19 protein-coding genes and 3 pseudogenes are annotated in these 24,657 nt (G+C 41.9%); 14 read left to right on the forward strand and 8 right to left on the reverse strand.

What is annotated here, in order from left to right; translation table 11 throughout:
• Window positions 1-151: 151 nt before the first annotated feature.
• The 7 genes and pseudogenes from NXX38_RS23860 to NXX38_RS23890 all read left to right on the forward strand — a co-directional run bounded on the left by NXX38_RS23860 (window position 152) and on the right by NXX38_RS23890 (window position 9,144).
• Complete coding sequence (locus NXX38_RS23860) at window positions 152-1,351, forward strand: MFS transporter (protein WP_148364700.1); 1,200 nt, start codon at window positions 152-154, stop codon at window positions 1,349-1,351.
• Window positions 1,348-2,025, forward strand: coding sequence for an endonuclease III (gene nth, locus NXX38_RS23865; protein ID WP_004300865.1), 678 nt, complete (start codon window positions 1,348-1,350; stop codon window positions 2,023-2,025). Before NXX38_RS23860 ends, nth begins: the two co-directional genes overlap by 4 nt.
• Before the next feature lie 93 nt (window positions 2,026-2,118).
• Window positions 2,119-3,378 carry a phosphoglycerate kinase gene (locus tag NXX38_RS23870; protein ID WP_148364699.1) on the forward strand — a complete coding sequence of 420 codons (1,260 nt, stop codon included), beginning with the start codon at window positions 2,119-2,121 and terminating at the stop codon, window positions 3,376-3,378.
• Window positions 3,379-3,483: 105 nt separating this feature from the next.
• Window positions 3,484-4,453: pseudogene (locus NXX38_RS23875) on the forward strand (ABC transporter substrate-binding protein).
• A gap of 61 nt (window positions 4,454-4,514) precedes the next feature.
• On the forward strand, window positions 4,515-5,507 hold the full coding sequence (locus NXX38_RS23880; RefSeq protein ID WP_195649547.1) for a porin: 993 nt from the start codon (window positions 4,515-4,517) through the stop codon (window positions 5,505-5,507).
• A 236-nt stretch (window positions 5,508-5,743) separates the two neighbouring features.
• Window positions 5,744-6,929 (forward strand): annotated as a pseudogene (locus NXX38_RS23885) (DUF418 domain-containing protein).
• Window positions 6,930-6,936: 7 nt separating this feature from the next.
• On the forward strand, window positions 6,937-9,144 hold the full coding sequence (locus NXX38_RS23890) for a tetratricopeptide repeat protein (protein WP_195649548.1): 2,208 nt from the start codon (window positions 6,937-6,939) through the stop codon (window positions 9,142-9,144).
• Window positions 9,145-9,327: 183 nt separating this feature from the next.
• Here NXX38_RS23890 and NXX38_RS23895 read toward each other — a convergent pair whose 3' ends face one another.
• The 5 genes from NXX38_RS23895 to NXX38_RS23915 form a co-directional block, all read right to left on the reverse strand.
• On the reverse strand, window positions 9,328-9,909 hold the full coding sequence (locus tag NXX38_RS23895) for a Maf-like protein (RefSeq protein WP_148364695.1): 582 nt from the start codon (window positions 9,907-9,909) through the stop codon (window positions 9,328-9,330).
• 183 nt (window positions 9,910-10,092) lie between these two features.
• The gene (locus NXX38_RS23900) at window positions 10,093-10,614 is read right to left on the reverse strand and encodes an HAD family hydrolase (RefSeq protein WP_148364694.1); all 522 of its coding nucleotides are present in this window, start codon (window positions 10,612-10,614) and stop codon (window positions 10,093-10,095) included.
• Window positions 10,595-11,389 (reverse strand): Rossmann-like and DUF2520 domain-containing protein, encoded by a 795-nt coding sequence (locus tag NXX38_RS23905; RefSeq protein WP_258981410.1) that lies wholly within the window; start codon window positions 11,387-11,389, stop codon window positions 10,595-10,597. Before NXX38_RS23905 ends, NXX38_RS23900 begins: the two co-directional genes overlap by 20 nt.
• 7 nt (window positions 11,390-11,396) lie before the next feature.
• Entirely contained in the window at window positions 11,397-11,732 is a 336-nt protein-coding gene (locus NXX38_RS23910) for a hypothetical protein (RefSeq protein ID WP_148364692.1), read from the reverse strand.
• Between the two features lie 2 nt (window positions 11,733-11,734).
• Complete coding sequence (locus NXX38_RS23915; RefSeq protein ID WP_004327009.1) at window positions 11,735-12,271, reverse strand: nitroreductase family protein; 537 nt, start codon at window positions 12,269-12,271, stop codon at window positions 11,735-11,737.
• A 122-nt stretch (window positions 12,272-12,393) separates the two neighbouring features.
• Here NXX38_RS23915 and NXX38_RS23920 point away from each other — a divergent pair, with 122 nt between their 5' ends.
• Entirely contained in the window at window positions 12,394-12,612 is a 219-nt protein-coding gene (locus NXX38_RS23920) for a hypothetical protein (RefSeq protein WP_148364691.1), read from the forward strand.
• Window positions 12,613-12,617: 5 nt separating this feature from the next.
• On the opposite strand, the gene NXX38_RS23925 is transcribed toward NXX38_RS23920, so the two are convergent.
• From NXX38_RS23925 to NXX38_RS23935, 3 genes are all read right to left on the reverse strand, one after another.
• The gene (locus NXX38_RS23925; RefSeq protein ID WP_148364690.1) at window positions 12,618-13,160 is read right to left on the reverse strand and encodes a carbonic anhydrase; all 543 of its coding nucleotides are present in this window, start codon (window positions 13,158-13,160) and stop codon (window positions 12,618-12,620) included.
• Window positions 13,161-13,278: 118 nt separating this feature from the next.
• Complete coding sequence (locus NXX38_RS23930) at window positions 13,279-15,303, reverse strand: RagB/SusD family nutrient uptake outer membrane protein (protein WP_258981412.1); 2,025 nt, start codon at window positions 15,301-15,303, stop codon at window positions 13,279-13,281.
• 23 nt (window positions 15,304-15,326) lie between these two features.
• Entirely contained in the window at window positions 15,327-18,566 is a 3,240-nt protein-coding gene (locus NXX38_RS23935; RefSeq protein ID WP_148364688.1) for a TonB-dependent receptor, read from the reverse strand.
• A gap of 240 nt (window positions 18,567-18,806) precedes the next feature.
• On the opposite strand from NXX38_RS23935, the pseudogene NXX38_RS23940 reads away from it, so the two are divergent.
• From NXX38_RS23940 to NXX38_RS23965, 6 genes and pseudogenes are all read left to right on the forward strand, one after another.
• A pseudogene (locus NXX38_RS23940) lies at window positions 18,807-19,806 on the forward strand (GNAT family N-acetyltransferase).
• Between the two features lie 175 nt (window positions 19,807-19,981).
• A complete protein-coding gene (mce, locus tag NXX38_RS23945) occupies window positions 19,982-20,386 on the forward strand; it encodes a methylmalonyl-CoA epimerase (protein WP_002561104.1) in 405 nt (134 codons plus the stop codon).
• A 28-nt stretch (window positions 20,387-20,414) separates the two neighbouring features.
• Window positions 20,415-21,968, forward strand: a complete 1,554-nt coding sequence (locus NXX38_RS23950; RefSeq protein WP_148364686.1) for an acyl-CoA carboxylase subunit beta — start codon at window positions 20,415-20,417, stop codon at window positions 21,966-21,968.
• 31 nt (window positions 21,969-21,999) lie between these two features.
• A complete protein-coding gene (locus tag NXX38_RS23955; protein ID WP_148364685.1) occupies window positions 22,000-22,917 on the forward strand; it encodes an OadG family transporter subunit in 918 nt (305 codons plus the stop codon).
• A gap of 24 nt (window positions 22,918-22,941) precedes the next feature.
• The gene (locus NXX38_RS23960) at window positions 22,942-23,373 is read left to right on the forward strand and encodes a biotin/lipoyl-containing protein (RefSeq protein ID WP_148364684.1); all 432 of its coding nucleotides are present in this window, start codon (window positions 22,942-22,944) and stop codon (window positions 23,371-23,373) included.
• Between the two features lies 1 nt (window position 23,374).
• A complete protein-coding gene (locus tag NXX38_RS23965) occupies window positions 23,375-24,535 on the forward strand; it encodes a sodium ion-translocating decarboxylase subunit beta (protein WP_117937399.1) in 1,161 nt (386 codons plus the stop codon).
• Window positions 24,536-24,657 lie beyond the last annotated feature (122 nt).

Genomic DNA, 24,657 nt, shown 5'->3' on the forward strand with positions numbered 1-24,657 from the left:
AGATTTCACCACAGAGGACGCAGAGGACACAGAGTTCTTATTTCAGCCGTATCAACTACGGCTCGTTTTTCATAGAAAGTCATTAGAAAGAAAAAACTCCGTGAGACTCTGCGTCCTCTGCGTCCTCTGTGGTGAAACAAATACATTCATTATGGCAAAGGATAGACTCATTACTCCCAGTTATTGTTTCATCTTGGCAGCCAACTTCCTGCTATACTTCGGTTTCTGGTTGCTGATTCCTGTTTTGCCGTTCTATTTATCCGAATTCTTCCAGGCTGGAAATTCCACTATCGGCATTGTCCTCTCCTGCTACACGGTGGCAGCCCTCTGTATCCGTCCGTTTTCCGGCTATCTGCTCGACACGTTTGCCCGGAAACCTCTTTATCTGTTTGCTTACTTCATCTTCATGATGATGTTCGGCGGATATTTAATTGCCGGTTCCCTTACCTTATTTATTATCTTCCGAATCATTCACGGAGTCTCTTTCGGAATGGTCACAGTAGGCGGAAACACGGTAGTTATAGACATTATGCCCTCTTCCCGGCGAGGGGAAGGCTTAGGTTATTACGGGCTTACCAACAACACAGCCATGTCCATCGGACCGATGTTCGGACTGTTTCTGCATGATGCGGGAGTTTCTTTTGCTACGATATTCTGTTATGCATTCGGTTCCTGCATTTTAGGTTTTCTATGTGCAAGTCTGGTAAAAACGCCCTACAAGCCTCCTGTGAAACGGGAGCCGATCTCGCTCGACCGCTTTATCCTGATGAAAGGACTGCCTGCCGGACTTAGTCTGCTGTTACTTTCCATCCCTTACGGAATGACCACTAACTATGTCGCCATGTACGCCCGCCAAATAGGATTGAACACACAAACCGGGTTCTTCTTTACCTTTATGGCAGTCGGTATGGCCATCTCCCGCATCTTTTCAGGAAAACTGGTGGATCGCGGAAAAATAACGCAAGTAATAGCTGCCGGATTATACCTGGTTGTTTTCAGTTTCTTCCTGCTTTCAGCCTGTGTATACCTGATTCAATGGAATGATACCGTCTGTACCCTGCTGTTTTTTGGCATCGCATTATTAATGGGTGTCGGGTTTGGCATTATGTTTCCGGCATTTAACACGCTGTTTGTCAACCTCGCCCCTAACAGCCAGCGGGGAACAGCGACTTCTACCTACCTCACTTCCTGGGATGTAGGAATCGGCATCGGTATGCTGACCGGAGGATATATCGCAGAAATAAGTACATTTGATAAGGCCTATCTTTTCGGAGCCTGCCTGACGGTAGTTTCCGCCCTCTATTTCAGACTAAAAGTGACGCCTCATTACCATAAAAACAAGCTACGATGAGAAAGAAAGAACGTTATGAGAAAGTAATCGCCTGGTTTCAGGACAACATACCTGTAGCCGAAACCGAACTGCATTACAACAATCCGTATGAGTTGCTGATCGCTGTTATTCTTTCTGCACAATGCACGGACAAACGGGTGAATATCATCACTCCTCCTTTGTATAAAGATTTTCCGACTCCGGAAGCACTGGCTGCCACTACGCCGGAAGTGATTTTCGAATACATACGAAGCGTGTCTTATCCCAACAACAAAGCCAAACATCTGGTCGGCATGGCAAAGATGCTGGTGAATGACTTCAATAGCGAGGTGCCGGATAATCTGGAAGATCTGATAAAGTTGCCCGGTGTAGGAAGAAAGACAGCCAATGTGATTCAGTCGGTTGTATTCAAAAAAGCGGCAATGGCGGTAGATACACACGTGTTCCGTGTCAGCCACCGCATCGGACTGGTCCCGGACAGTTGCACCACCCCGTTCAGCGTGGAAAAAGAACTGGTGAAGAATATTCCTGAAAAGCTCATACCGATTGCCCATCACTGGCTCATCCTGCACGGCCGTTACGTTTGTCAGGCACGTACTCCCAAATGTGACACCTGTGGTTTGCAAATGATGTGCAAATATTTCTGTAACACCTATAAAGTTACAAAAGAGGAACCAAAAGCCAAGAATAAATAACGATTTAATAGCAAGGAACCGAAATAAATAGTAACTTTGCAGTCGTTCTAAAAGAAGAATTTTAAAAACACTTTTAAATAAAAATAGAGTATTATGCAGACAATTGACAAATTCAATTTTGCCGGTAAAAAGGCATTTGTTCGCGTGGACTTCAATGTACCCCTGGACGAAAACTTCAACATTACAGATGACACTCGTATGCGTGCAGCTCTTCCTACTTTGAAGAAGATTCTGGCAGACGGCGGAAGCATCATCATTGGCTCTCACCTGGGCCGTCCGAAAGGCGTTGCCGATAAGTTCTCTTTGAAACATATCATCAAGCATCTGTCTGAACTGCTGGGCGTTGAGGTTCAGTTCGCTAACGACTGCATGGGCGAAGAAGCTGCTGTAAAAGCTGCTGCTCTGCAACCGGGAGAAGTGCTGTTGCTCGAAAACCTTCGTTTCTACGCTGAAGAAGAAGGCAAACCAAGAGGTTTGGCAGAAGATGCAACTGACGAAGAAAAAGCTGCTGCTAAGAAAGCTGTAAAAGAAAGCCAGAAAGAATTTACCAAGAAATTGGCTTCTTACGCTGACTGCTACGTAAACGACGCATTCGGTACTGCCCACCGTGCACACGCTTCTACAGCATTGATCGCTAAATATTTCGACGTAAACAACAAGATGTTCGGTTACTTGATGGAGAAAGAAGTGAAAGCTGTTGATAAAGTATTGAACGACATCCAACGTCCGTTCACTGCTATCATGGGTGGCTCTAAAGTTTCTTCTAAAATCGAAATCATCGAAAACCTGTTGAGCAAGGTGGACAACCTGATCATCGCCGGTGGTATGACTTATACATTTACTAAAGCAATGGGGGGTAAAATCGGTATCTCTATCTGTGAGGACGACAAACTTGACCTGGCTTTGGATTTGATAAAGAAAGCTAAAGAAAAAGGTGTAAACCTGGTATTGGCTGTTGACGCTAAGATTGCTGACGCATTCTCTAACGATGCAAATACTAAATTCTGTGCTGTTGACGAAATTCCTGACGGATGGGAAGGTCTTGACATCGGTCCTAAGACTGAAGAAATCTTCGCTAACGTGATCAAAGAATCTAAGACTATTCTTTGGAACGGTCCTACAGGCGTATTCGAATTTGATAACTTCACTCACGGTTCACGTGCAGTAGGTGAAGCAATCGTTGAAGCAACTAAGAAAGGCGCATTCTCACTCGTAGGTGGTGGCGACTCTGTAGCTTGCGTTAACAAGTTCGGTTTGGCTAACGGTGTGTCTTATGTTTCAACTGGTGGTGGCGCATTGCTCGAAGCAATCGAAGGAAAAGTTCTTCCGGGTATCGCTGCTATTCAAGAATAAGATTATTGTTAATTTCACACAAAAATGTTGGTCGGGGCAGTTCTTTGTGAAAAGAGTTGCCCCTATTTATAAAAAAAGAGGTCCTCTTATTTATAAAAACGAGGTATGAAAAGACCGGTACTATTCTTTTGGTTCATCCTTTTCTTCCTTTACTCTTGCCAGAGTAAGAAAGGAGACAGCTCTTTTTTACCTCTAGCCGAACTGCAACCACTTACCTTAGGCATGATGCCTACACTAGACGGACTTCCTTTTCATATAGCCAAAACGCAAGGCATTTACGACTCATTAGGACTGGACTTGACCATTCTTTCATTCAACTCTGCCAACGACCGGGACGCTGCTTTCCAAACCCGGAAAATGGATGGCATGATTACTGATTATCCCAGTGCGGTAGCATTACAAGCTATTCATCATACTGATTTAGCATTCATCCTGAAGAATGACGGTTATTTCTGCTTCCATTGTCTCCAAAGAAAGTAATATCAACCAACTGGAACAGCTCAAGGAAAAGAATATCGCTGTATCGCGCAACACAGTTATCGAATATGCCACCGACCAGCTATTAAGCAAAGCCGGAATCAAGCATACGGAAATAAACATGCCGGAAATCGGCCAGCTTCCTCTCCGCCTGCAAATGTTGCAGTACAATCAGATTGACGCCTCTTTCCTGCCCGATCCTGCCGCATCCATCGCCATGAACAATAAACATCGTTCATTGGTAAGTACGCAAGAGCTGGGTATCGATTTCACCGCTACCGCTTTTTCACGAAAAGCACTCAACGAAAAGAGAAAAGAAATCGAGTTACTCATCACAGGATATAACCTGGGAGTAGATTATATAAAAATGCACCCGCAGAAAGAATGGGAACAAGTACTGATAGAAATAGGTGTGCCCGAAAATCTGACAGGGCTCGTTGCCCTCCCCGGTTATCAAAAAGCAAAACGCCCCTCCGCTGAAGCGATAGACAAGGCTATACACTGGTTGAAAGAAAACCACCGAATACCCCAAACCTACTCTGAAAAGAATCTGATTGACACTACGTTTATCCCCACAGTATCAACCATAATCAAATAACAACTGACTTATGCGAAAAACACTACTTAAACTCTTCACTTTTGTATTATGTATAATAGGTATGCAAAATGCCCTTCTTGCACAAGAACAAACGCCACTAAATCAGGTTGTCAACACGCTGAAAGAACGAATTAGCCTCTCCGGATATGCCCAGCTGGGATATACATACGACGATGCAGCGAATCCTGACAATACATTCGACATCAAAAGAATCATTTTCATGGCACATGGAAAGATCACCAAACGGTGGACTTGCGACTTTATGTATGACTTCTACAATGGCGGTATGCTACTCGAAGTATATACCGATTATCAGTTTCTCCCCGGACTTACGGCACGTATCGGTGAATTCAAAGTTCCTTATACCATAGAAAACGAATTGTCTCCTACTACAGTAGAACTTATTAATTGCTATTCACAATCTGTCTGCTATCTGGCAGGAGTAAGCGGTAGCGATAAGTGTTACGGAATGACTTCCGGACGGGATATTGGCATGATGCTTCATGGGAAAGTATTTCGAGACTTCCTGCAATATAAAGTGGCCGTAATGAACGGGCAGGGATTGAATACCAAAGACAAAAACAACCAGAAAGATGTGGTCGGCAATTTGATGGTTTATCCTCTGAAATGGTTATCCGTAGGTGGTTCGTTCATCCGCGGAACAGGGCACGCCATAGCCGATTCGGAATATACCGGAATCAAAGCGGGAGAAAATTACGCCAAGAAACGTTGGAGTGCAGGAGGTGTTGTCACTACTCCGACTTTTAATCTGCGTACGGAATATCTTGGCGGAAAAGACCGAAGTGTGACAAGTGAAGGCTTCTATGCAACGGGAAGCCTACGCTTTGCACGGAATTTCGATTTCATCGCTTCGTACGATTATTTCAACCCGAACAAGAGCGCAGATTTCAAACAAAATAACTATATTGCAGGCGTACAATACTGGTTTTATCCCAGATGTCGATTGCAGGCACAATATACCTTTTGTGACAAAAAAGGAGATGGACAGAAAGATTCCAATCTGATACAGGCACAGGTACAGGTGAGGTTTTAATTCAAGTATTGAGTGTCAAGTATTAAGTATTAATCGTAGTAGTTGAAAACAGACTATCATTCATTCCCATAGGGTTATGAATGAAATTATAAATAAGGAATTAGGCACGGATTACGCGGATTACACGGTTTTGGCTATGCAATCTTTTTGAAGCCGTGTAATCCGCGTAATCCGTGCCTGAATATATTCCTCTTGGAACAAATATTAATCTTATTAATAACAATAGCTAAAAAAACATGGAAAGTAAAATCGCCGAAACCAATGCCCGAATAGACGTGGCCGACGTATTAAGAGGATTGGCAGTAATGGGAATCATCCTCTTGCACAGTATTGAACACTTTAATTTCCTATTCTTTTCCGGAAGAAGTCCCTTTTGAATGGATGAAATTTACCGATCAGGCAATCTGGAGAGGATTATTCTTCACATTCAGCAATAAAGCATACGCTGTATTTGCTTTGCTATTCGGTTTCAGTTTCTATATTCAGGACAATAACCAACAACGGAGAGGGAAAGATTTCCGCCTGCGTTTTTTATGGAGATTATTCATCCTGTTCATTATAGGACAATTCAATGCCGCTTTCTTTACCGGTGAAATATTAACCATGTATGCGATTTTAGGAATTATCCTGCCGATATTTTGCCGGATGAGTGACCGTACAGTTGCTATCTTTGCTACTTTATTAATCCTTCAACCTATCGACTGGGCAAAATTGATCTATGCCTTATGCAATCCTGACTATGTGGCAGGTAAAAGTCTGGCAGGTTATTATTTCAGCATCGCTTTCGACGTGCAAAAGCATGGCAACTTCCTTGAAACAGTCCGCATGAATATGTGGGAAGGACAAATGGCTAACATGACCTGGGCATTGGAACACGGACGTATCTTACAAACACCGGGACTATTCCTATTCGGAATGCTGGTTGGTCGCCGCAAATATTTCCTGTATAGCGAACAGAACGAACGCTTGTGGCTAAAAGCATTGGCAATTTCGCTTCTCTGCTTCTTCCCCATCTACGGATTAAATAATATGTTGCCGGAATTCATCGAACGGAGTGCCGTCCTTGTTCCTCTACAATTGATATTAAGTTCATTCAGCAGCCTTAGTTTCATGGTATTACTGGTGACAGGATTACTGTTGACTTTCTACCGTGTGAAAGACCGCAGTTTCTTTATGCGTTTCACCTCTTATGGTAAAATGAGTTTAACGAACTATCTCGGGCAATCTATTTTCGGTTCTCTTTTGTTCTATCATTGGGGATTCGAATTGGGACGATATTTAGGAATCACATATAGTTTTCTTTTTGGCATCCTTTTTGTTCTATTACAAATGGTATTCTGTTCGTGGTGGCTCCGACACCATAAACATGGTCCTTTTGAGGGTCTCTGGAAACGTTTGACCTGGATTGGAAAAAATAAATAATTAAATAATGATGAACGAAAAAACGATTAATGAACAATACGCATATATACGTACCTTACTTGAAGAGAAAAGACTCAAGGAAGCTTTGATGCAGTTGGAATCTCTGCTGTGGCAGTGTCCTGACTGGGATCTGCGTACCCGCCTGGAACAATTGCAGACTTCCTACAAGTATATGCTGGAATACATGAAACAAGGAGCAAATGACCCTGAACGGTGGAATCTGTATCAGAAAATGGTATCAGACACGTGGGGAATTGCCGACCAATCACGTTTGCTCATATTGGATAACGCTTCATCAAGATACTATCATGAAGTACGACGCACTCCCAAATCGCCAGACTTGTCAAACTATGGTCTTAAAACCATATTGCACATACTGGAGTCTTTTAATGACGACTTGGCAGTCAGCGGATTACTGTCTGACGAAAAGATGGATGAAGTATTAAAGCGGCATGAGGACACGCTCAAGTTTATGTTTATCAGAACATGGACGAATAGTGCATGGACTCCCGAAGACGAGGAAGATGCAAAAGCCATGCTTGCCTCGGAATTACTTCCGGGAGATGACTTATGTTTGTTTGTCAGCGCCCTCACATTAAGCTTGATGGAATGTTTCGACTTACGAAAAATAATGTGGTTGCTTGATGCTTACGAGCATCCCAACGTCAACGTCAGTCAACGGGCATTGGTTGGTGCGATGATTATTTTCCACATTTACAGAAGCCGCCTTACTTTCTATCCGGAACTGATAAAAAGGGTGGATCTCATGGAAGAAATTCCTTCATTCAGAGAAGATGTCGCACGTATTTACCGCCAAATGCTATTATGTCAGGAAACGGAAAAGATTGATAAAAAGATGAGGGAGGAGATTATTCCCGAAATGCTGAAGAATGTTTCCTCCATGAAAAATATGCGGTTCGGCTTTGAAGAAAGCGATGAAGAGAACAACGATATGAATCCGGATTGGGAAGATGCATTCGAGAAATCCGGACTGGGGGATAAATTGCGTGAAATGAACGAATTGCAGTTGGAGGGTGCAGATGTATATATGAGCACTTTTGCGGCATTGAAAAACTATCCGTTCTTCCGCGAGGTACATAACTGGTTTTATCCATTCAGCAAGCAACAGTCTAATGTGCTCAAGGCAATGAAGCAGGCGGGAAATCAGGGAGGCAGTCTACTGGATTTAATTCTTCAATCGGGGTTCTTCAGCAATAGTGATAAGTACTCGCTCTTTTTCACGATCCATCAATTGCCACAGTCACAACAGGATATGATGTTGAGCCAACTGAACGAACAGCAGGTTGCAGAATTGGCGGAGAAATCGAATGTTGAGACGATGAAGAAATTCAATGAACGTCCGGGAACGGTCAGCAACCAATACCTGCACGATTTGTATCGTTTCTTCAAACTTAGTGTGCGTAAGAGTGAATTCAGAGATATTTTTAAAGAGAAGCTCGATCTTCATCATGTCCCTGCACTTGACAATATATTACACTGGGAAGATGTATTGTTCCCCATTGCCGATTTCTACCTGTCAAAGGAACGTTGGGACGAGGCTATCGAAATTTATGAGGAGTTGGAAACGATTGGCGGATTCGAAGGAGAGAGTGCGGAATATTATCAGAAGTTTGGCTATGCATTGCAAAAAAGGAAGAAATATGCAGAGGCTATTCAGGCTTACCTGAAAGCAGACACGCTGAAACCGGATAATATCTGGAACAATCGCCATCTGGCTATTTGTTATCGGCTGAACAGAAACTATCAGGTAGCAATCACCTACTACAAAAAGGTAGAAGAAGCTGCTCCGGAAGATACCAACGTGACTTTCCATATCGGTAGTTGTCTGGCTGAATTGGGGCAATATGAAGAAGCACTGAATTATTTCTTCAAACTGGATTTCATCGAGAGCAATTGCATCAAGGCATGGCGTGGTATCGGCTGGTGTTCATTCATCAGCCAGAAACATGAACAGGCGATGAAATATTATGAAAAAATAATAGAACAAAAGCCTCTGGCTATTGACTATATGAATGCAGGACATGTTGCTTGGGTGATGGGAGATATTCAGAAAGCTGCCGTTTTCTATGGAAAAGCCATTACGGCAAGTGGAAACCGGGAACGATTCTTGGAAATGTTCCATAAAGATGAAGAGGCTCTTCTCACACAAGGAATTCGGGAAGAAGATATTCCTCTGATGCTGGATTTATTATAGTTTTCGCATCTTTCAGTTTGGGATATTCAGTAAATGTTCCTGCTTAAAAATACAGAAAAAGGCTGCCTCATTTTCTATTTCGAGGCAGCCTTTTTTGCATTATTGTACTAAGTATATCTTATGTATTTTATGTAATCAATACGTTAATTACACTGATATATTCAGATAGATTCAAGATACTTACTATAGCTTTTTCAACTCTCCGTACAGTTTCTGTATAGGAAGTCCCATAATATTATAGAAACTACCGGAAATTGATTTAACCCCGATATATCCGATCCATTCCTGAACGCCATAAGCTCCTGCCTTATCCATCGGCTGATAACGATCTACGTAATACAGGATTTCATCTTCCGACAAGACATCAAACAAAACTTCGGAGGAAGCGGTAAAGCTTTTTTGCCACTCGGTAGTAGTCAGGCAAACTCCTGTGAAGACCTGATGAGATTTTCCCGAAAGAGTACGAAGCATTTCAACGGCTCCTTCCCTGCCCTCCGGTTTTCCAAGTACTTTCCCATCTAACCAGACTATGGTATCTGCCGTAATCAATAATTCTCCCGGCTTCATCATGGTACGGTAAGCATCTGCCTTTTCACGGGCAATATATTCAGGTATTTCAGCACCCACCAATGTGTCCGGATATGACTCGTCTATATCCGGCAATGTTCTGACTACATAGTCTACTCCCAGTCCTGACATCAGTTCTTTCCGACGGGGAGAATTGGAAGCTAATATAATCCGGTATTTCTTTAAGTTATCAAGCATGATTTTATTTACGATTTGACGATTTACTATTTACGATTGAAAATACTTTTTATTGATGATTGAAAAATGTTTCTGTTGATGATTAAGAGCAATTTCGTTGACGGTCAAAAGTACTGCTATTGACATCACCGGATTAATTTACAAAGATACTCCAATCGTAAATTGTCCAATCGTCTAATCCATTCACCAACCGAAAGCGTCTTCCGCCATCCATAGACCGTGAGCTTTCAGCACCTGCTCCACTACATCACGTCCGCATCCGCGTCCACCGTCTGCATATGAGATATACTTTGCAACGGATTTCACTTCCGGCACGGCATCTTTCGGACAGCATGGCAGTCCGCACTCACGCATCACTTCGATATCCGGTACGTCATCTCCCATATATAAAATTTCATCATCGGTCAATCCGTACTTATCACGAAAAGCACGATAATCGTGTATCTTCACAGCAGAACCCATGTATAAATCCTTCACTCCCAGTCCTTCAAAACGAATACGTACCGCTTCTGTGCGGCCACCGGTGATGATAGCTATGTGAAGTCCTTTTTTCACAGCCAGCTGGATGGCATATCCATCTTTGATATTCACGGTTCGCATCGGTTCACCGGAAGGATGCAAAGGTACAGTGGTCGAACTCAATACTCCGTCCACGTCAAAAGCTAAAGCTTTGATACGGGATAAATCATAGTTGATGGTGCTCATGGATACTTTTGCTCATTAGTTTATATATTTCCTGCAATGCCGGAGAATCTACCAACATGGCAAGATGATTACTCATCACATTCTCATCGTAACGAACAGCGGGTCCGGTCTGTGCATCACGTGGCGCCAATTCGTGTACTTTACGAGCCGTTTCATCTATCAGCGGAAGCATGACATCGAAAGGCAAGTTGTATTTTTCAAGTAAATCGGCTGCTAATGCATACATGTGATTTGTGAAGTTACAGATAAAAACTGCAGCTAAATGTAGGCTTTTACGTTGCTCGGAAGAAGCTTCGTAGACCTTTTCCGAAAGAGTGGCGGCAACAGCCTTCAACAGCTCCACGTCTTCCGGCCTTTTCGCTTCAACAAAGAAAGGCACTTCCTGAAATTTGACTTCACGCTGTTTGCTGAATGTCTGCATCGGATAGAATACTCCGTAACGTTCTGCATGCCCTTCCCAAATGCTCATCGGAATGCTTCCTGCCGTATGCACCAACAAAGACGCCTGCTTTCCTTCTGTTATCTGCGGTAACAAATCTACTAAAGCGGCATCTTTCAACGATACGATATACAATTTTGCATCTTTGGAGACAGCCTGCAAATCTGTAGTATATTCAGCTTCTACTTTCTCGGCTAAGGTACGGGCAGATTCCATGGTCCGGCTATATATCTGTACAATGCGGAAGCCTTTACGATAAAGAGCTTTCGCCAGATTAGTAGCCAAGTTACCTGCACCGATAAACACGATCGGTGTATCTTCTATACTTCTTTTCATTATTCTCTTATCGTTTTGCAAACCAGAATAAAATGATTCCGATGATGAGCAATGTCAATGGTAACAGATATCCGGATAACGAACCTAATAAGGATATTACCAAACCGATATTCATCACTAGCCAAAGGCCAAGCAACACCAGACCAATTGATTTATCGCGTTTGAAAATAAGGAAACAGATCGAAGCGTACAATAACATATTGTCCTTATTCATTACCCAAGGTAGCCCGATGGAAGAAAAATGAATCAACTTATCGATCAGAAAAAGTGCTCCGATTACAATAAAGGTAACAGCGGTAGCCAGATAGGTATCTTTACTATTATTCGCTTTAGCAGCTCCCATGCTTATTTTCCTCCAAACTTATTAATATGAATTTTCTCCCATTGAAGATGTTCCTCATTGAAAGGTTTACGTTCCATCCCTTTATGGCCGATAGCAATGACAGAAAGAATCTGAAGTTGCAAAGGAATATCCAAAATTCCATGGACAAATTCATCGGAAGGCATTCCGGTAGCAGTGAAACGTTCGCGAACCTGCACCCAACAACTTCCCAAGCCAAGATCTTCAGCCTGCAACTGTATCATGATGGAAGCAATGGAAGCGTCTTCAATCCAAACATCGCTAGCCAACGGATCGGCCATTACAACAATCGCCAAAGCTGCGTCGGCAATGAACGAAGAAGCCTGTTCTTTGCAATGAGACAATTCTTTCAATACCTCTTTATCATCAACCACTACAAACTGCCAACTATTACTACGTTTGGAAGAAGGAGACATCAAAGCTGCTTTCATCAATGCAACTACCTGATCTTGTGTCAATTCTTCATCGGTGAACTTCCGCATACTACGACGGTTCTTTATCAATTCACTGAAATTTTCCATATTATTTCCGGTTTCATTTGATTAATGTATGCAAAGATAATGCAAACCGAGCGTAATAGGAAATAAAAGTTTATACTAAATGAAGAATATATCGTATCTTTGCACAGAGAAATAATTTCATTATGAAAAAGCGAATTACACAAGACGATTACGTTAAAGCGAATCGTAAAGCTAGCCGTGAGGCAGAAATTGAGATGTACGGGCACCCTATTTGTCACAAACGAGTGCACCAGTCAAAGAAAGTATATAACCGTAGAAAGATAAAGGCAGCCGATAAAAAGCTGCCTTATTTTTTTGTATTCAGGATAGCGTCACTATATTTAGAGGTATTAAAAAGATAGTTTATCTATACAATCCGTGTTAATTCTCCAGTTGTAGAATCGATAATAAATCCGTAAACTGTCACATCTGAAGGAATCAAAGGATGACGCACGATAAAATCGACTGTTCCCCTCACGGACTTTTCCGTATCTTCGAAGCCATCCAGCCAGGCATGAAAATCAACTCCGCAGAAGCGCATCATGTCAATATAATCCGGATTTATCCCCCGTGCCGTCATCTTTTCAAGCATCGTTTCACTATGCATGTGACAAGCTCCACAATCAGAATGAGCAATCACCATTATCTCCTCCACACCCAGTTCAAAGATAGCTACGAGTAAACTCCGGATCACGCTACCGAAAGGATGGGAAATAACGCCACCTGCATTCTTTATCATTTTTACATCGCCATTCTTAATTCCTAATGCGGCTGGAAGCAAAGCAGTCAGTCGGGTGTCCATACAGGAAAGAATAGCTATTTTCTTATCGGGATATTTGTTGGTAATATACGATTCATATCCCTTGTTCTCAACAAATTCTTTGTTGTAAGCTAATATTTCTTCTATCATAGTTCCGCTTAAATTATAAAGCTCTGTTCGATGGCACAAAGATAAAGAAAATATATAAAAAAGGGATATGTCATCGCGACATATCCCCTCCTAATTTAAAATTTAATCTGTAAGAGTTCTAATACCCATTATTTCCATATTCTTCTGCATTATCAATCTGACTCAAGAAGTTAAAAGAGATCGGACGTAAATAATGCTTGTTTTCATCAAAGTTTTCAGCCGCACGAGGATTACCAACAGTAAGACGTTGTTTGAAAGAATCTTTGTGACGCTTCATCGTCACCCAACGTTGATATTCTCCACATAATTCACGAGCATACTCGTCCATAACATCATTTTGTGTAGCATTACTCAATTTCATGGCATTGTAAGATGCATCATCACGAGCTGCACGCTTTTTCAGTACATTCAGATATTCTGCCGCTTTTCCGCCATTTCCTAATTGCTGGTTAGCTTCAGCAGCAATCAGATATACTTCAGCCATACGCATAATGAATACATCACCTGTCTTACGTTGCAGATTACTACTATATGAATCTTCCGATAGCCAATTAAATTTGTTGAAACCAGGATACATGTTTTTGTCATTAGTGACTTTTATATCCGTTTTACGATATTGTCCGTTATCAAACAAATCATCAATATTGATTACATAATATCTACGTTTCGCTTTTTCCGCATCCGAAAGTTTTTCTTTTGACAAATAGAAACAAATTCTATCATCGTCTTCAGCAACAGGATAAGGGATTACATAAGGATTCTTCACTTCTTGCAACTTGGAAGGATCACCGCTATTTTCTCCTTTAGGCCAAACCTTGGCAGTAAGCTTCGGAGCCCAAGTTCCATCGTAATATGCATAATTCAAGTCACCATATGGATAAATATACTCATTATGAAATTTTGCATCCAACCCATAAGTATTAATCATATTTTGAGTAAGAATTGTAAATGAACTAATGTTATCATTTACACCATGTTTGGTTCCTATTTTCGGTGTAGTACCATCATCCAATGTTTGCTTCTTATTAGTAAATAGGTAGCTACCTCCCGACTGTACGCCGGAGAACTGCACAAAGGCGGTCGTAAAGGTTACCTCCCATCGCTTATCATAATCTGCATCAAAGCAATCCAACAAATACTTGGAGGGTGCCAAAGCACTATTATTTGTACGTCCATACCAATAGTTTTGATTATCCGGTGTTGGATAAATAGTTAAAGTATTTGGTTTTGGATACATATAAGTAAAGTTATTATTACATTGTGTCCCCGCGTTCCAAATCTCCAGATTTGTTGCATCCGGACCGGCAGCAATAAATAAGGCCTCCTTATTATTTCGATTGTTCGCCGGTGCCCAAACATCTTCCACATCATCATAAAGACAACTGCTATATGCTGAAATCATATCTTCTGCCACTTCTTTTGCACGCTGCCAATAAGATACTCCATCCTCTGTCAAACCATATTCACCTCCACCTTGAGCGTAGACACGAGCCAAAAGTCCTAACGCAGTCTTCTTAGTCACACGCGCACGATTATTATCGTAAGGGGTGTCCTCAAGATTGTTGGCTGCAAATTTCAAATCATCAATTATCTGCGTATATAGTTCTTCAATCGAGTTACGCCGCGGAGTCAAAATAGGATCTTGGGATGATTCTTCCAATGTTAATGTTACATTGCCATAATTATTCACTAATATAGAGTAATAGAATGCACGAAGACAACGGGCTTCAGCCACTAAAGTCGTTATATCCTTTTCATTACCGTCAGTTACCAATTCAGCTCTGGTCACTACCGCATTACAATTACCGATCATAGAATAAGCCTGACCAAACAACTTATTTGTCGCATTGGTATTTGTGGCTAAACCATCATAATAAATCACCTGTTTGGCATAATCAGGATTACCTGCAGGAGTTATCCAACAGTCCGTTCCGCCTTCAGCAACGGATAAGAAATCATACACACTGAATAACTGCCCATAAAGTGATGAATAACAGTAAGATTGTAATCCTTTGAGCCCATCAAAAGTAGCAAGAATTTCATCCCCTGTTTTTTGACTTGGATTATACTCATCAAGCGAGCAGGCAGACATTGAAGCCACAGCGAATGTAAGCGCTGCTATTTTATAGATTGTTCTTTTCATTTCAATACTTTTTTTAGTGAAAACTAGAATGTAACATTTACACCAAATACAAATTGTTTGGTCAATGGGTACTTCAGAGAGCCATTCATTTCAGGATCATAGTCTTTCAGCAAATGGCTTTTTGCAAATACAAACGGATTTGTAATTGTAGCATAGAAACGACATTTCTCTATACCGGCTGATTTTAATATGGATTTCGGCAAGCTATATCCCAAGGTTATGTTCTTAATCTTTATAAATGAACCGTCTACATAACGTAGTCCATAATATCCTGTATATTGTTCAAGCCCTTTATTAGCATTGGCAGCAGGAAAATCATTTGATGGATTGTTTTCCGTCCAATAATTGAAATATGTTGGGAAGTTACGTATACCCTTCGGGTCATAAGATGTCAGCATATCATAGGCAAACATCTGTCCGTAGCGTGCATACACGAATATACTTAAATCAAAGTCCTTCCAAGTGAAATTATTCTGAAAACCTAAAGACCAATCCGGAGAATTGTGACCCAAGATTTGATAATCCGCATCACTTGGAGTATATTTATTATCAGATGTATAATAAATAACATTACCATTTGCATCTACGGCAGCACGCCCCGTTTCCTCATCAATCTTATAGAATCTGCCATCTGCCTCCTTTACCAAATTAGGTATATTGATTTTCAAATCACCAGGTGCAGCCCCAAATACTGCCGCATCAGTCTCTTCCCCCTTTTGCCATACACCGTCCAACTTATAATGATAATAAGAATTAATAGCTTCTCCCAATGCCAATGCATATCCAGTGTCACCATTATTAAGCACATCAGAATCTCCACCGGACAATTTAGTAATTTCTTCCTTATTATGATTGAAAGTCACACTAGAGCTCCAAGTAAAATTCTTTGTTATAATATTGCGTGTATTAAGAGCCAACTCAAAACCTTTATTGCTGGTCTCACACATATTCAAATTTGTGGTATAATTCGCTGTAGTTCCACCATCTGGTGAGAATGCACCGTTTACAACAGGAAGAGCTTTATTCCATATAACATCTTTCGTTTTTGTATTATAATATTCCATACTAACATCAATACGATTATTCAGGAACGCAGCATCAATACCGATATTGGTATTATATGACTTTTCCCACGTAAGCAAGTAGTTTGGAATATTCTGCGAGAACTTATAAATAGGCGTCAAAACACCCCCTAACACCATATTGACAGAAGTAGCATCCAATGACGCAGCAGAAGAGTAAGGATCAATACCTGCCGTACTACCTGTAACACCGTATCCAAAGCGAATTTTCAGATTACTCAACCAATTTGTCGTACTCTCCATAAATTTCTCGTCAGAAATTCTCCAGCCCAAAGAAAAAGCCGGGAAGGTATCCCATTTATTACCTTCTGCCAGTCTGGAAGATCCGTCATGACGAACAGATGCAGAGAGCAAATACCTGCCCAAATATGAGTAATTCAAACGACCGACATATCCCATTCCTTTAGACATGCTATATGAAGTACTTCCCGAAGTTGCAGAATTACCGTCAAGAATATTATGCCATAAGAATTTATTATCAGAAACACCTTTCTGATACAAAGTAGTGACATCACTACGATTATGATTCCAAGACGTAACCGCGGTAAGAGTTATATCATGTACTTTCTTAATTTGGAAATTGTAGGTAAGTATATTCTCCCATTTATAGTTATACGAACGGCTGTCTTTTACCTGTGCCTTAATGCCATCTGCCGTTTGATTTGCTTTATACCATTGAACAGATCCCTCTCCGGTAAAAGTATTGCTACGTGAATATCCCAAACTGGCACCGGCACGAGTAATAAAAGTCAATCCTTTAAGAGGAGTGATTTCCAAATAAGGATTAAAATATACTTTGAGGTTTTGGGCCTGATTGCGATACAAACTTTTATCCTCATTCAAAAGATAATTATATACTGTAGATGAAGGGTCGGCAACTGGTTGAGGGTTTATACTCCCATCTTCATTATACAAAGTTCCAAGGGGATTTGATGCCATCAAAGTCTGCAAATCAGAATCAGCTTTATTTTGATGTACATAGGATAACTGCGTATCAATCCCAACCTTCATCCAGTTCTTAATCTTATGGTCTACCCGGATTTTAGATGAATAAAGTTTATAGCTATCTTGTGCAAACTGCCCATCCTCATTAGAAAAATTCAGAGAAAAATAGGCTTTTGTTTTTTCCGTTCCACCGGCCACAGAAACTGAATAATTCTGTGTTACACTAGTTTTCAACAAAGCATCCACCCAGTCTATATATTGTCCATTTTGATGCGCATTCCATTCAGCATCAGTAGTAAACAGATTTTTATCATCTGCAACTGAACTCCAACGTCCATCACCAGCACCAATAGAAGCATCTCTCAATGTTTGTATATAGCTCTCTCCACTACGCATCTCCGGTGTTCTTGACCAGCCGTTTACACCTACATACGCATTAAAATTAACTATAGCTTTACCTTCCTTACCGCCTTTTGTAGTAATTAAAATAACACCATTTGCACCACTCGAACCATAAATAGCCGTTGAGGAAGCATCTTTTAAAACTTCAATACTTTCAATATCATTAGGATTCAATGTAGAATAATCCCCTGGCATACCATCAATTATAAATAAAGGATTTCCAGAATCCTTCTGGAATGACCGGTTACCACGCAGCTGCATCTTTACTCCCGAACCGGCCTGTCCCGATTCACGCGTAATGTCCAATCCTGCTACTTTACCTTGCAAAGCCTGCATCGGATTCGAGCCCGGGTTCATTACAACATCTTCACTTTTTACAGAAGTGATAGCCCCGGTTAAATCGCGTTTCTTCATCGTACCGTAACCTACCACAACAACCTCATCCAATGCCTTTGTATCCGAAACCATTTTCACATTGACCGGTCCATTCCCCGCCACTGTTACAGTTTGTTCTTTATAACCGATATAAGAAATGACCAGTTCTTTTCTTCCCGCTGGAAGATTGATAGAAAAGTTACCGTCAAAATCAGTAATCGTACCTGTACTTGTTCCTTTCACAACAATAGAAACACCAATCAGTGGCTCCCCGCTTTCATCAACAACAGTTCCTTTCACAGTTTTCGTTTGTGTGACAACTTGCACCATAGTATTAGAGACTCCATCTTCTGCATAAACAGAATATGACAGAGGGGCATACAATAAAGACAGCCCTAAAATCATGGAAGCGCGTCTATGATGATTCTTCCATGCTTCAACAAATGCATTGTATCTCATTCGTTCTAATTTAAAGTTAATATTAATTCTCGTTGTTTTGCAAAAACTATTTGATTATAATCATAATTATGACGAACATAATTTATACACGTACTCACCTTTTATACCATTTTTTCTCTTAAAAAGATATATTTTTTCCAATAAATTCGCAAAGATAAACAGCACTTTACTTCAAGCATCTCCAACAAATTCTCCGTTTTGTTGTTGAATAAAGAATAAAAAGTGTAAATTTGTACCTAGATGCCACTTAAACTAACGACATATTATCAAGGGAAGGATATTCCTGAATTACCGGGAAAAAACACCTTCCATTCCAAAGAGTTATTTCAGATTTATGGAAGCAACTCCCGGGTATACTCCTTTATTAATAGTCGCAACGGAAGACGGAAAACCTGTAGCACGCCTGCTCGCCGCTATCCGCAAAGCTAAAAAGTGGCTTCCTTCCTCTTTAGTGAAACATTGTGTAGTATATAGCGAAGGTGAATTTCTGGACGAATCCCTTTCTGACAATAAAGAGAAAGCAGAAGAAGTCTTTGGGGATATGCTCGAACATCTCACGCAGGAAGCATCGCGCAGCTGTGTCCTGATCGAATTCCGAAACCTGAACAATTCGATGTTCGGCTATCGGGTTTTCAGAGCCAACGATTATTTCCCTGTCAACTGGTTACGGGTACGCAATTCGTTACACAGCATGAAAAAGACGGAAGACCGATTCAGTCCGTCGCGCATCCGGCAGATCAAAAAAGGACTCAAAAATGGAGCCAGAGTAGAGGAAGCACATACAGTGGAAGAAATACACGCCTTCTCACGAATGCTACACAAAGTCTATTCTTCCCGCATACGCAGATATTTTCCTGCCAACGATTTCTTCCGTCACATGAACAGCGTGCTAATTAAAGGAAAACTAGCAAAAATATTCGTTGTAAAATATAAAGAGAAAATCATCGGCGGTTCCGTCTGCATCTATTCGGGAGACGATGCATACCTCTGGTTTTCAGGAGGAATGAGAAAGACGTACGCACTTCAATATCCGGGCGTGCTAGCCGTTTGGAAAGCATTGGAAGATGCACACCAGCGAGGATTCCGCCACATGGAATTTATGGATGTGGGTCTTCCGTTCCGCAGACACGGCTATCGTGATTTTGTTCTCCGCTTCGGAGGAAAACAAAGTAGTACCCGCCGCTGGTTCCGCGTCAACTGGAATTGGCTGAACAAACTCTTAGTCAAATTTTACATCTAAATGTAATCTCAAGATTACAAAACAACTCTTTATGTTCCTTGTCCACCATTTTTTCTGCTTTATCACCCAACAATTAAATGCAGAAATATTTCTTTATTAGGTAAGAATTGTCTTTCTTTGTGCTGTTTTATGCCTTATGAGCACAGATTTAAAACCAAATAAAAAAAGTATAGTTATGAAGATTTCACACATTGAACATCTGGGCATTGCTGTAAAAAGCATTGAAGAAGCCCTTCCTTACTACGAAAATGTATTAGGTCTGAAGTGTTACAACATTGAAACAGTGGAAGATCAGAAAGTAAGAACCGCTTTTTTAAAAGTAGGTGAAACCAAAATCGAACTGTTGGAACCGACTTGCCCTGAAAGTACCATTGCCAAATTTATTGAAAACAAAGGTGCAGGTGTTCATCACGTTGCATTTGCTGTAGAAGATGGCGTAGCTAATGCTTTGGCAGAAGCAGAAAGCAAAGAAATCCGCCTTATCGACAAAGCTCCCCGCAAAGGTGCTGAAGGTTTGAATATCGCTTTCCTTCACCCGAAATCAACTCTGGGCGTGTTAACAGAACTCTGCGAACATTAATCATAAACTCTAAAACCAACAAGAACTCATGAGTAATCAACTTGAAAAAATTAAAGAGCTTATTGAACGCCGTGCCGTAGCACGTATCGGAGGCGGTGAAAAAGCAATTGCGAAGCAACATGAAAAAGGGAAATACACAGCACGCGAGCGTCTGGCTATGCTGCTTGATGAGGGTAGCTTCGAAGAAATGGACATGTTCGTTGAGCACAGATGCACGAACTTCGGTATGGATAAAAAACATTATCCGGGCGACGGAGTAGTGACCGGCTGCGGTACGATCGAAGGACGTTTGGTATATGTGTTCGCACAGGACTTTACCGTTTCTGCCGGTTCACTGTCAGAAACAATGTCACTGAAAATCTGTAAAATCATGGATCAGGCAATGAAAATGGGTGCTCCCTGCATCGGTATCAACGACTCGGGTGGTGCACGTATCCAGGAAGGTATCAATGCTTTGGCCGGTTATGCAGAAATCTTCCAACGCAATATCCTTGCTTCCGGTGTTATCCCACAGATTTCCGGTATCTTCGGTCCTTGTGCCGGTGGTGCTGTTTATTCTCCGGCTCTGACCGACTTCACGCTGATGATGGAAGGCACTTCTTATATGTTCCTTACCGGACCAAAAGTTGTGAAAACCGTAACAGGTGAAGATGTTAGCCAAGAAAACCTCGGTGGTGCAAGCGTTCACTCCACAAAATCAGGCGTGACTCACTTCACCGCTAAAACAGAAGAAGAAGGTTTCGAACTGATTCGTAAACTGTTAAGCTTTATTCCTCAAAATAATCTTGAAGAAGCTCCTTATGTAGATTGTACAGACCCAATCGACCGTTTGGAAGATTCTTTGAACGATATCATTCCCGACAGCCCAACTAAACCGTATGATATGTACGAAGTAATCGGCGCTATCGTGGACAACGGTGAATTCCTTGAAATCCAGAAAGATTATGCAAAGAATATCATCATCGGTTTTGCCCGTTTCAACGGCCAGTCAGTAGGTATCGTTGCTAATCAGCCCAAGTATCTGGCTGGTGTGCTCGACAGCAATGCATCTCGCAAGGGTGCACGTTTCGTCCGTTTCTGTGATGCATTCAATATTCCTATCGTATCGTTGGTAGACGTACCGGGATTCCTTCCGGGAACAGGCCAGGAATACAACGGTGTTATCCTTCATGGAGCTAAGCTGTTGTACGCTTACGGTGAAGCTACTGTGCCCAAGGTTACTATCACATTACGTAAATCTTACGGAGGTTCTCACATCGTGATGAGCTGTAAGCAACTTCGCGGTGATATGAACTACGCATGGCCGACTGCCGAAATTGCAGTAATGGGTGGTGCAGGAGCAGTAGAAGTATTGTACGCACGTGAGGCTAAAGATCAGGAAAATCCTGCCCAATTCCTTGCAGAGAAAGAAGCAGAATACACGAAACTGTTTGCCAATCCCTACAATGCAGCAAAATACGGCTACATTGACGATGTGATTGAACCACGCAACACACGTTTCCGCGTGATCCGCGCTTTGCAGCAGTTGCAGACTAAGAAATTGAGTAATCCGGCTAAGAAGCATGGTAATATTCCGTTGTAATCCAACTTTTCACATTAAAACAAGAACGATTATGAACAAAACCAAAATCGGAATATTCCTTTCTTTGCTGTTGCTGATTGGGCTGACTTCTTGTGGAGAGCAAAAGTCAAACAACAAGTTGGTACTGAATGAAATCCTGATAGACAATCAGAGTAATTTTCAGGACGACTACGGGTTGCACAGTGCATGGATTGAAATATTCAATAAATCATTCGGTAGCGCCGACCTGGCAGCTTGTTTGCTGAAAGTAAGTAGCCAACCGGGCGATACAATTACTTATTTTATCCCGAAAGGTGATATACTGACATTAGTGAAACCACGTCAACATGCTCTGTTCTGGGCAGACGGCGAGCCTAACCGCGGTACTTTCCATACCAGTTTTAAGCTGAATCCGGAGACTGCCAACTGGATTGGCTTGTACGACTCCGGCAGAAAGTTGCTTGACCAGATTGTAGTGCCGGCAGGCGCTCTCGGTCCCGACCAATCATACGCTCGCATAAGCGACGGAGCAATGGAGTGGGAAGTAAAAGGTGGAAGTGGTGACAAATACGTGACTCCGAGCACTAACAATAAGACTCTTGACAGTAATGCCAAAATGGAAAAATTTGAGGAACACGATGCTGAAGGTATTGGAATGTCTATTTCTGCCATGAGCGTAGTATTCTGCGGATTGATTCTTCTCTTTATTGCTTTCAAGATTGTAGGAAAAGTAGCCGTAAATTTGAGCAAACGTAATGCTATGAAATCTAAAGGCATCGACAAACAAGAAGCGAAAGAGCTGTCACAAGCTCCGGGCGAAGTTTACGCTGCCATCTCTATGGCATTACACGAGATGCAGGATGAGGTACACGACGTAGAAGAAACGGTACTCACCATCACTCGTGTAAAACGTAGCTATTCACCATGGAGTTCGAAGATTTACACCTTGCGTGAAACTCCCAAAAAGTAAATCACCCCATAAAAAAATAAAACGATGAAAGAATACAAATATAAAATCAATGGTAACTCTTATAAAGTGACCATCGGAAATATTGAAGATAATATCGCTCATGTAGAAGTGAACGGTACACACTATAAAGTAGAAATGGAGAAACAACCGAAGCCTGCTGCGAAACCAGTAACAGTGCGTCCTATGCCTAATGCTCCTACTGCTCCTACTCAAGTAGTGAAACCAGCTGCTCCGTCTACCGGAAAATCGGGAGTGAAATCTCCGCTGCCGGGCGTTATCCTTGACATCAAAGTAAACGTAGGCGATACTGTAAAGAAAGGCCAGACTATCATTATATTGGAAGCCATGAAGATGGAAAACAATATCAATGCGGATAAAGACGGTAAAATTACTGCCATCAACGTAAACAAAGGTGACTCTGTTCTTGAAGGTAATGACCTCGTAATTATTGAATAATATGGGAGATTTTATAAACTTTTTAGGAAATAACCTCGCCGACTTCTGGACATATACGGGCTTTGCAAATGCTACTGTAGGGCACATCGTTATGATTCTTGTGGGTTTGGGGTTCATCTATTTGGCAGTAGCCAAAGAGTTCGAACCGATGTTGCTGATTCCTATCGGTTTCGGTATATTGATCGGTAATATACCTTTTAATATGGATGCGGGACTGAAAGTCGGTATCTATGAAGAAGGTTCTGTATTGAATATCCTGTATCAGGGAGTGACCTCCGGCTGGTACCCGCCGCTCATCTTCTTAGGCATCGGTGCTATGACGGACTTCTCGGCACTTATCTCCAACCCGAAATTGATGTTGATCGGTGCAGCTGCACAGTTCGGTATCTTCGGTGCATACATGATCGCATTGGAAATGGGTTTCGACCCGATGCAAGCCGGTGCTATCGGTATCATTGGTGGAGCAGACGGTCCGACGGCCATCTTCCTTTCCTCCAAGCTAGCACCTAACCTGATGGGAGCCATTGCGGTGTCCGCCTACTCCTACATGGCGTTGGTTCCAGTGATACAGCCGCCTATTATGCGCCTGCTCACCACCAAAAGTGAACGCGTCATTCGCATGAAACCGCCGCGTGCAGTTTCTCACACAGAGAAGGTGATTTTCCCGATCATCGGTTTGTTGCTGACTTGCTTCCTGGTTCCTTCCGGTCTGCCTTTGCTAGGTATGCTGTTCTTCGGTAACCTATTGAAAGAAAGTGGTGTAACCCGTCGTTTGGCTAATACCGCCAGCGGTCCGTTGATTGATACTATCACTATCTTGTTGGGTCTGACAGTAGGTGCTTCTACGCAAGCCTCCGAATTCCTGACGCTCGACTCTATCAAGATTTTCGCTCTCGGTGCATTGTCATTCATCATTGCAACTGCATCCGGTGTCATCTTTGTTAAGATATTCAATATCTTTTTGAAGAAGGGCAACAAGATTAATCCGTTGATCGGTAACGCAGGTGTATCTGCCGTTCCTGACTCTGCACGTATCTCGCAAGTAATCGGTTTGGAATACGATTCAACCAACTACTTGTTGATGCACGCTATGGGGCCGAACGTTGCCGGAGTGATCGGTTCAGCAGTTGCTGCCGGTATCCTGCTTGGATTCTTGATGTAAGAGACAAATGCCCCTGCCGGATTTCCATTCGGTATGCTTTAAACATATATATATAAAGATCACCCGTGTTACATTCAGTTGCGACACGGGTGTTCTTTATATACAGCCATAGTGTTATCTTC

It is taken from the genome of Bacteroides sp. BFG-637, from assembly GCF_024793605.1.
Classification (GTDB): domain Bacteria; phylum Bacteroidota; class Bacteroidia; order Bacteroidales; family Bacteroidaceae; genus Bacteroides; species Bacteroides vicugnae.

Excerpts from the sequence above, each read along its gene's own strand:
- NXX38_RS23860 (WP_148364700.1), top strand. The coding sequence starts at position 152 with ATGGCAAAGGATAGACTCATTACTCCCAGTTATTGTTTCATCTTGGCA.
- nth (WP_004300865.1), top strand. The coding sequence starts at position 1,348 with ATGAGAAAGAAAGAACGTTATGAGAAAGTAATCGCCTGGTTTCAGGAC.
- NXX38_RS23870 (WP_148364699.1), top strand. The coding sequence starts at position 2,119 with ATGCAGACAATTGACAAATTCAATTTTGCCGGTAAAAAGGCATTTGTT.
- NXX38_RS23880 (WP_195649547.1), top strand. The coding sequence starts at position 4,515 with ATGCAAAATGCCCTTCTTGCACAAGAACAAACGCCACTAAATCAGGTT.
- NXX38_RS23890 (WP_195649548.1), top strand. The coding sequence starts at position 6,937 with ATGATGAACGAAAAAACGATTAATGAACAATACGCATATATACGTACC.
- NXX38_RS23895 (WP_148364695.1), bottom strand. The coding sequence starts at position 9,909 with ATGCTTGATAACTTAAAGAAATACCGGATTATATTAGCTTCCAATTCT.
- NXX38_RS23900 (WP_148364694.1), bottom strand. The coding sequence starts at position 10,614 with ATGAGCACCATCAACTATGATTTATCCCGTATCAAAGCTTTAGCTTTT.
- NXX38_RS23905 (WP_258981410.1), bottom strand. The coding sequence starts at position 11,389 with ATGAAAAGAAGTATAGAAGATACACCGATCGTGTTTATCGGTGCAGGT.
- NXX38_RS23910 (WP_148364692.1), bottom strand. The coding sequence starts at position 11,732 with ATGGGAGCTGCTAAAGCGAATAATAGTAAAGATACCTATCTGGCTACC.
- NXX38_RS23915 (WP_004327009.1), bottom strand. The coding sequence starts at position 12,271 with ATGGAAAATTTCAGTGAATTGATAAAGAACCGTCGTAGTATGCGGAAG.
- NXX38_RS23920 (WP_148364691.1), top strand. The coding sequence starts at position 12,394 with ATGAAAAAGCGAATTACACAAGACGATTACGTTAAAGCGAATCGTAAA.
- NXX38_RS23925 (WP_148364690.1), bottom strand. The coding sequence starts at position 13,160 with ATGATAGAAGAAATATTAGCTTACAACAAAGAATTTGTTGAGAACAAG.
- NXX38_RS23930 (WP_258981412.1), bottom strand. The coding sequence starts at position 15,303 with ATGAAAAGAACAATCTATAAAATAGCAGCGCTTACATTCGCTGTGGCT.
- NXX38_RS23935 (WP_148364688.1), bottom strand. The coding sequence starts at position 18,566 with ATGAGATACAATGCATTTGTTGAAGCATGGAAGAATCATCATAGACGC.
- mce (WP_002561104.1), top strand. The coding sequence starts at position 19,982 with ATGAAGATTTCACACATTGAACATCTGGGCATTGCTGTAAAAAGCATT.
- NXX38_RS23950 (WP_148364686.1), top strand. The coding sequence starts at position 20,415 with ATGAGTAATCAACTTGAAAAAATTAAAGAGCTTATTGAACGCCGTGCC.
- NXX38_RS23955 (WP_148364685.1), top strand. The coding sequence starts at position 22,000 with ATGAACAAAACCAAAATCGGAATATTCCTTTCTTTGCTGTTGCTGATT.
- NXX38_RS23960 (WP_148364684.1), top strand. The coding sequence starts at position 22,942 with ATGAAAGAATACAAATATAAAATCAATGGTAACTCTTATAAAGTGACC.
- NXX38_RS23965 (WP_117937399.1), top strand. The coding sequence starts at position 23,375 with ATGGGAGATTTTATAAACTTTTTAGGAAATAACCTCGCCGACTTCTGG.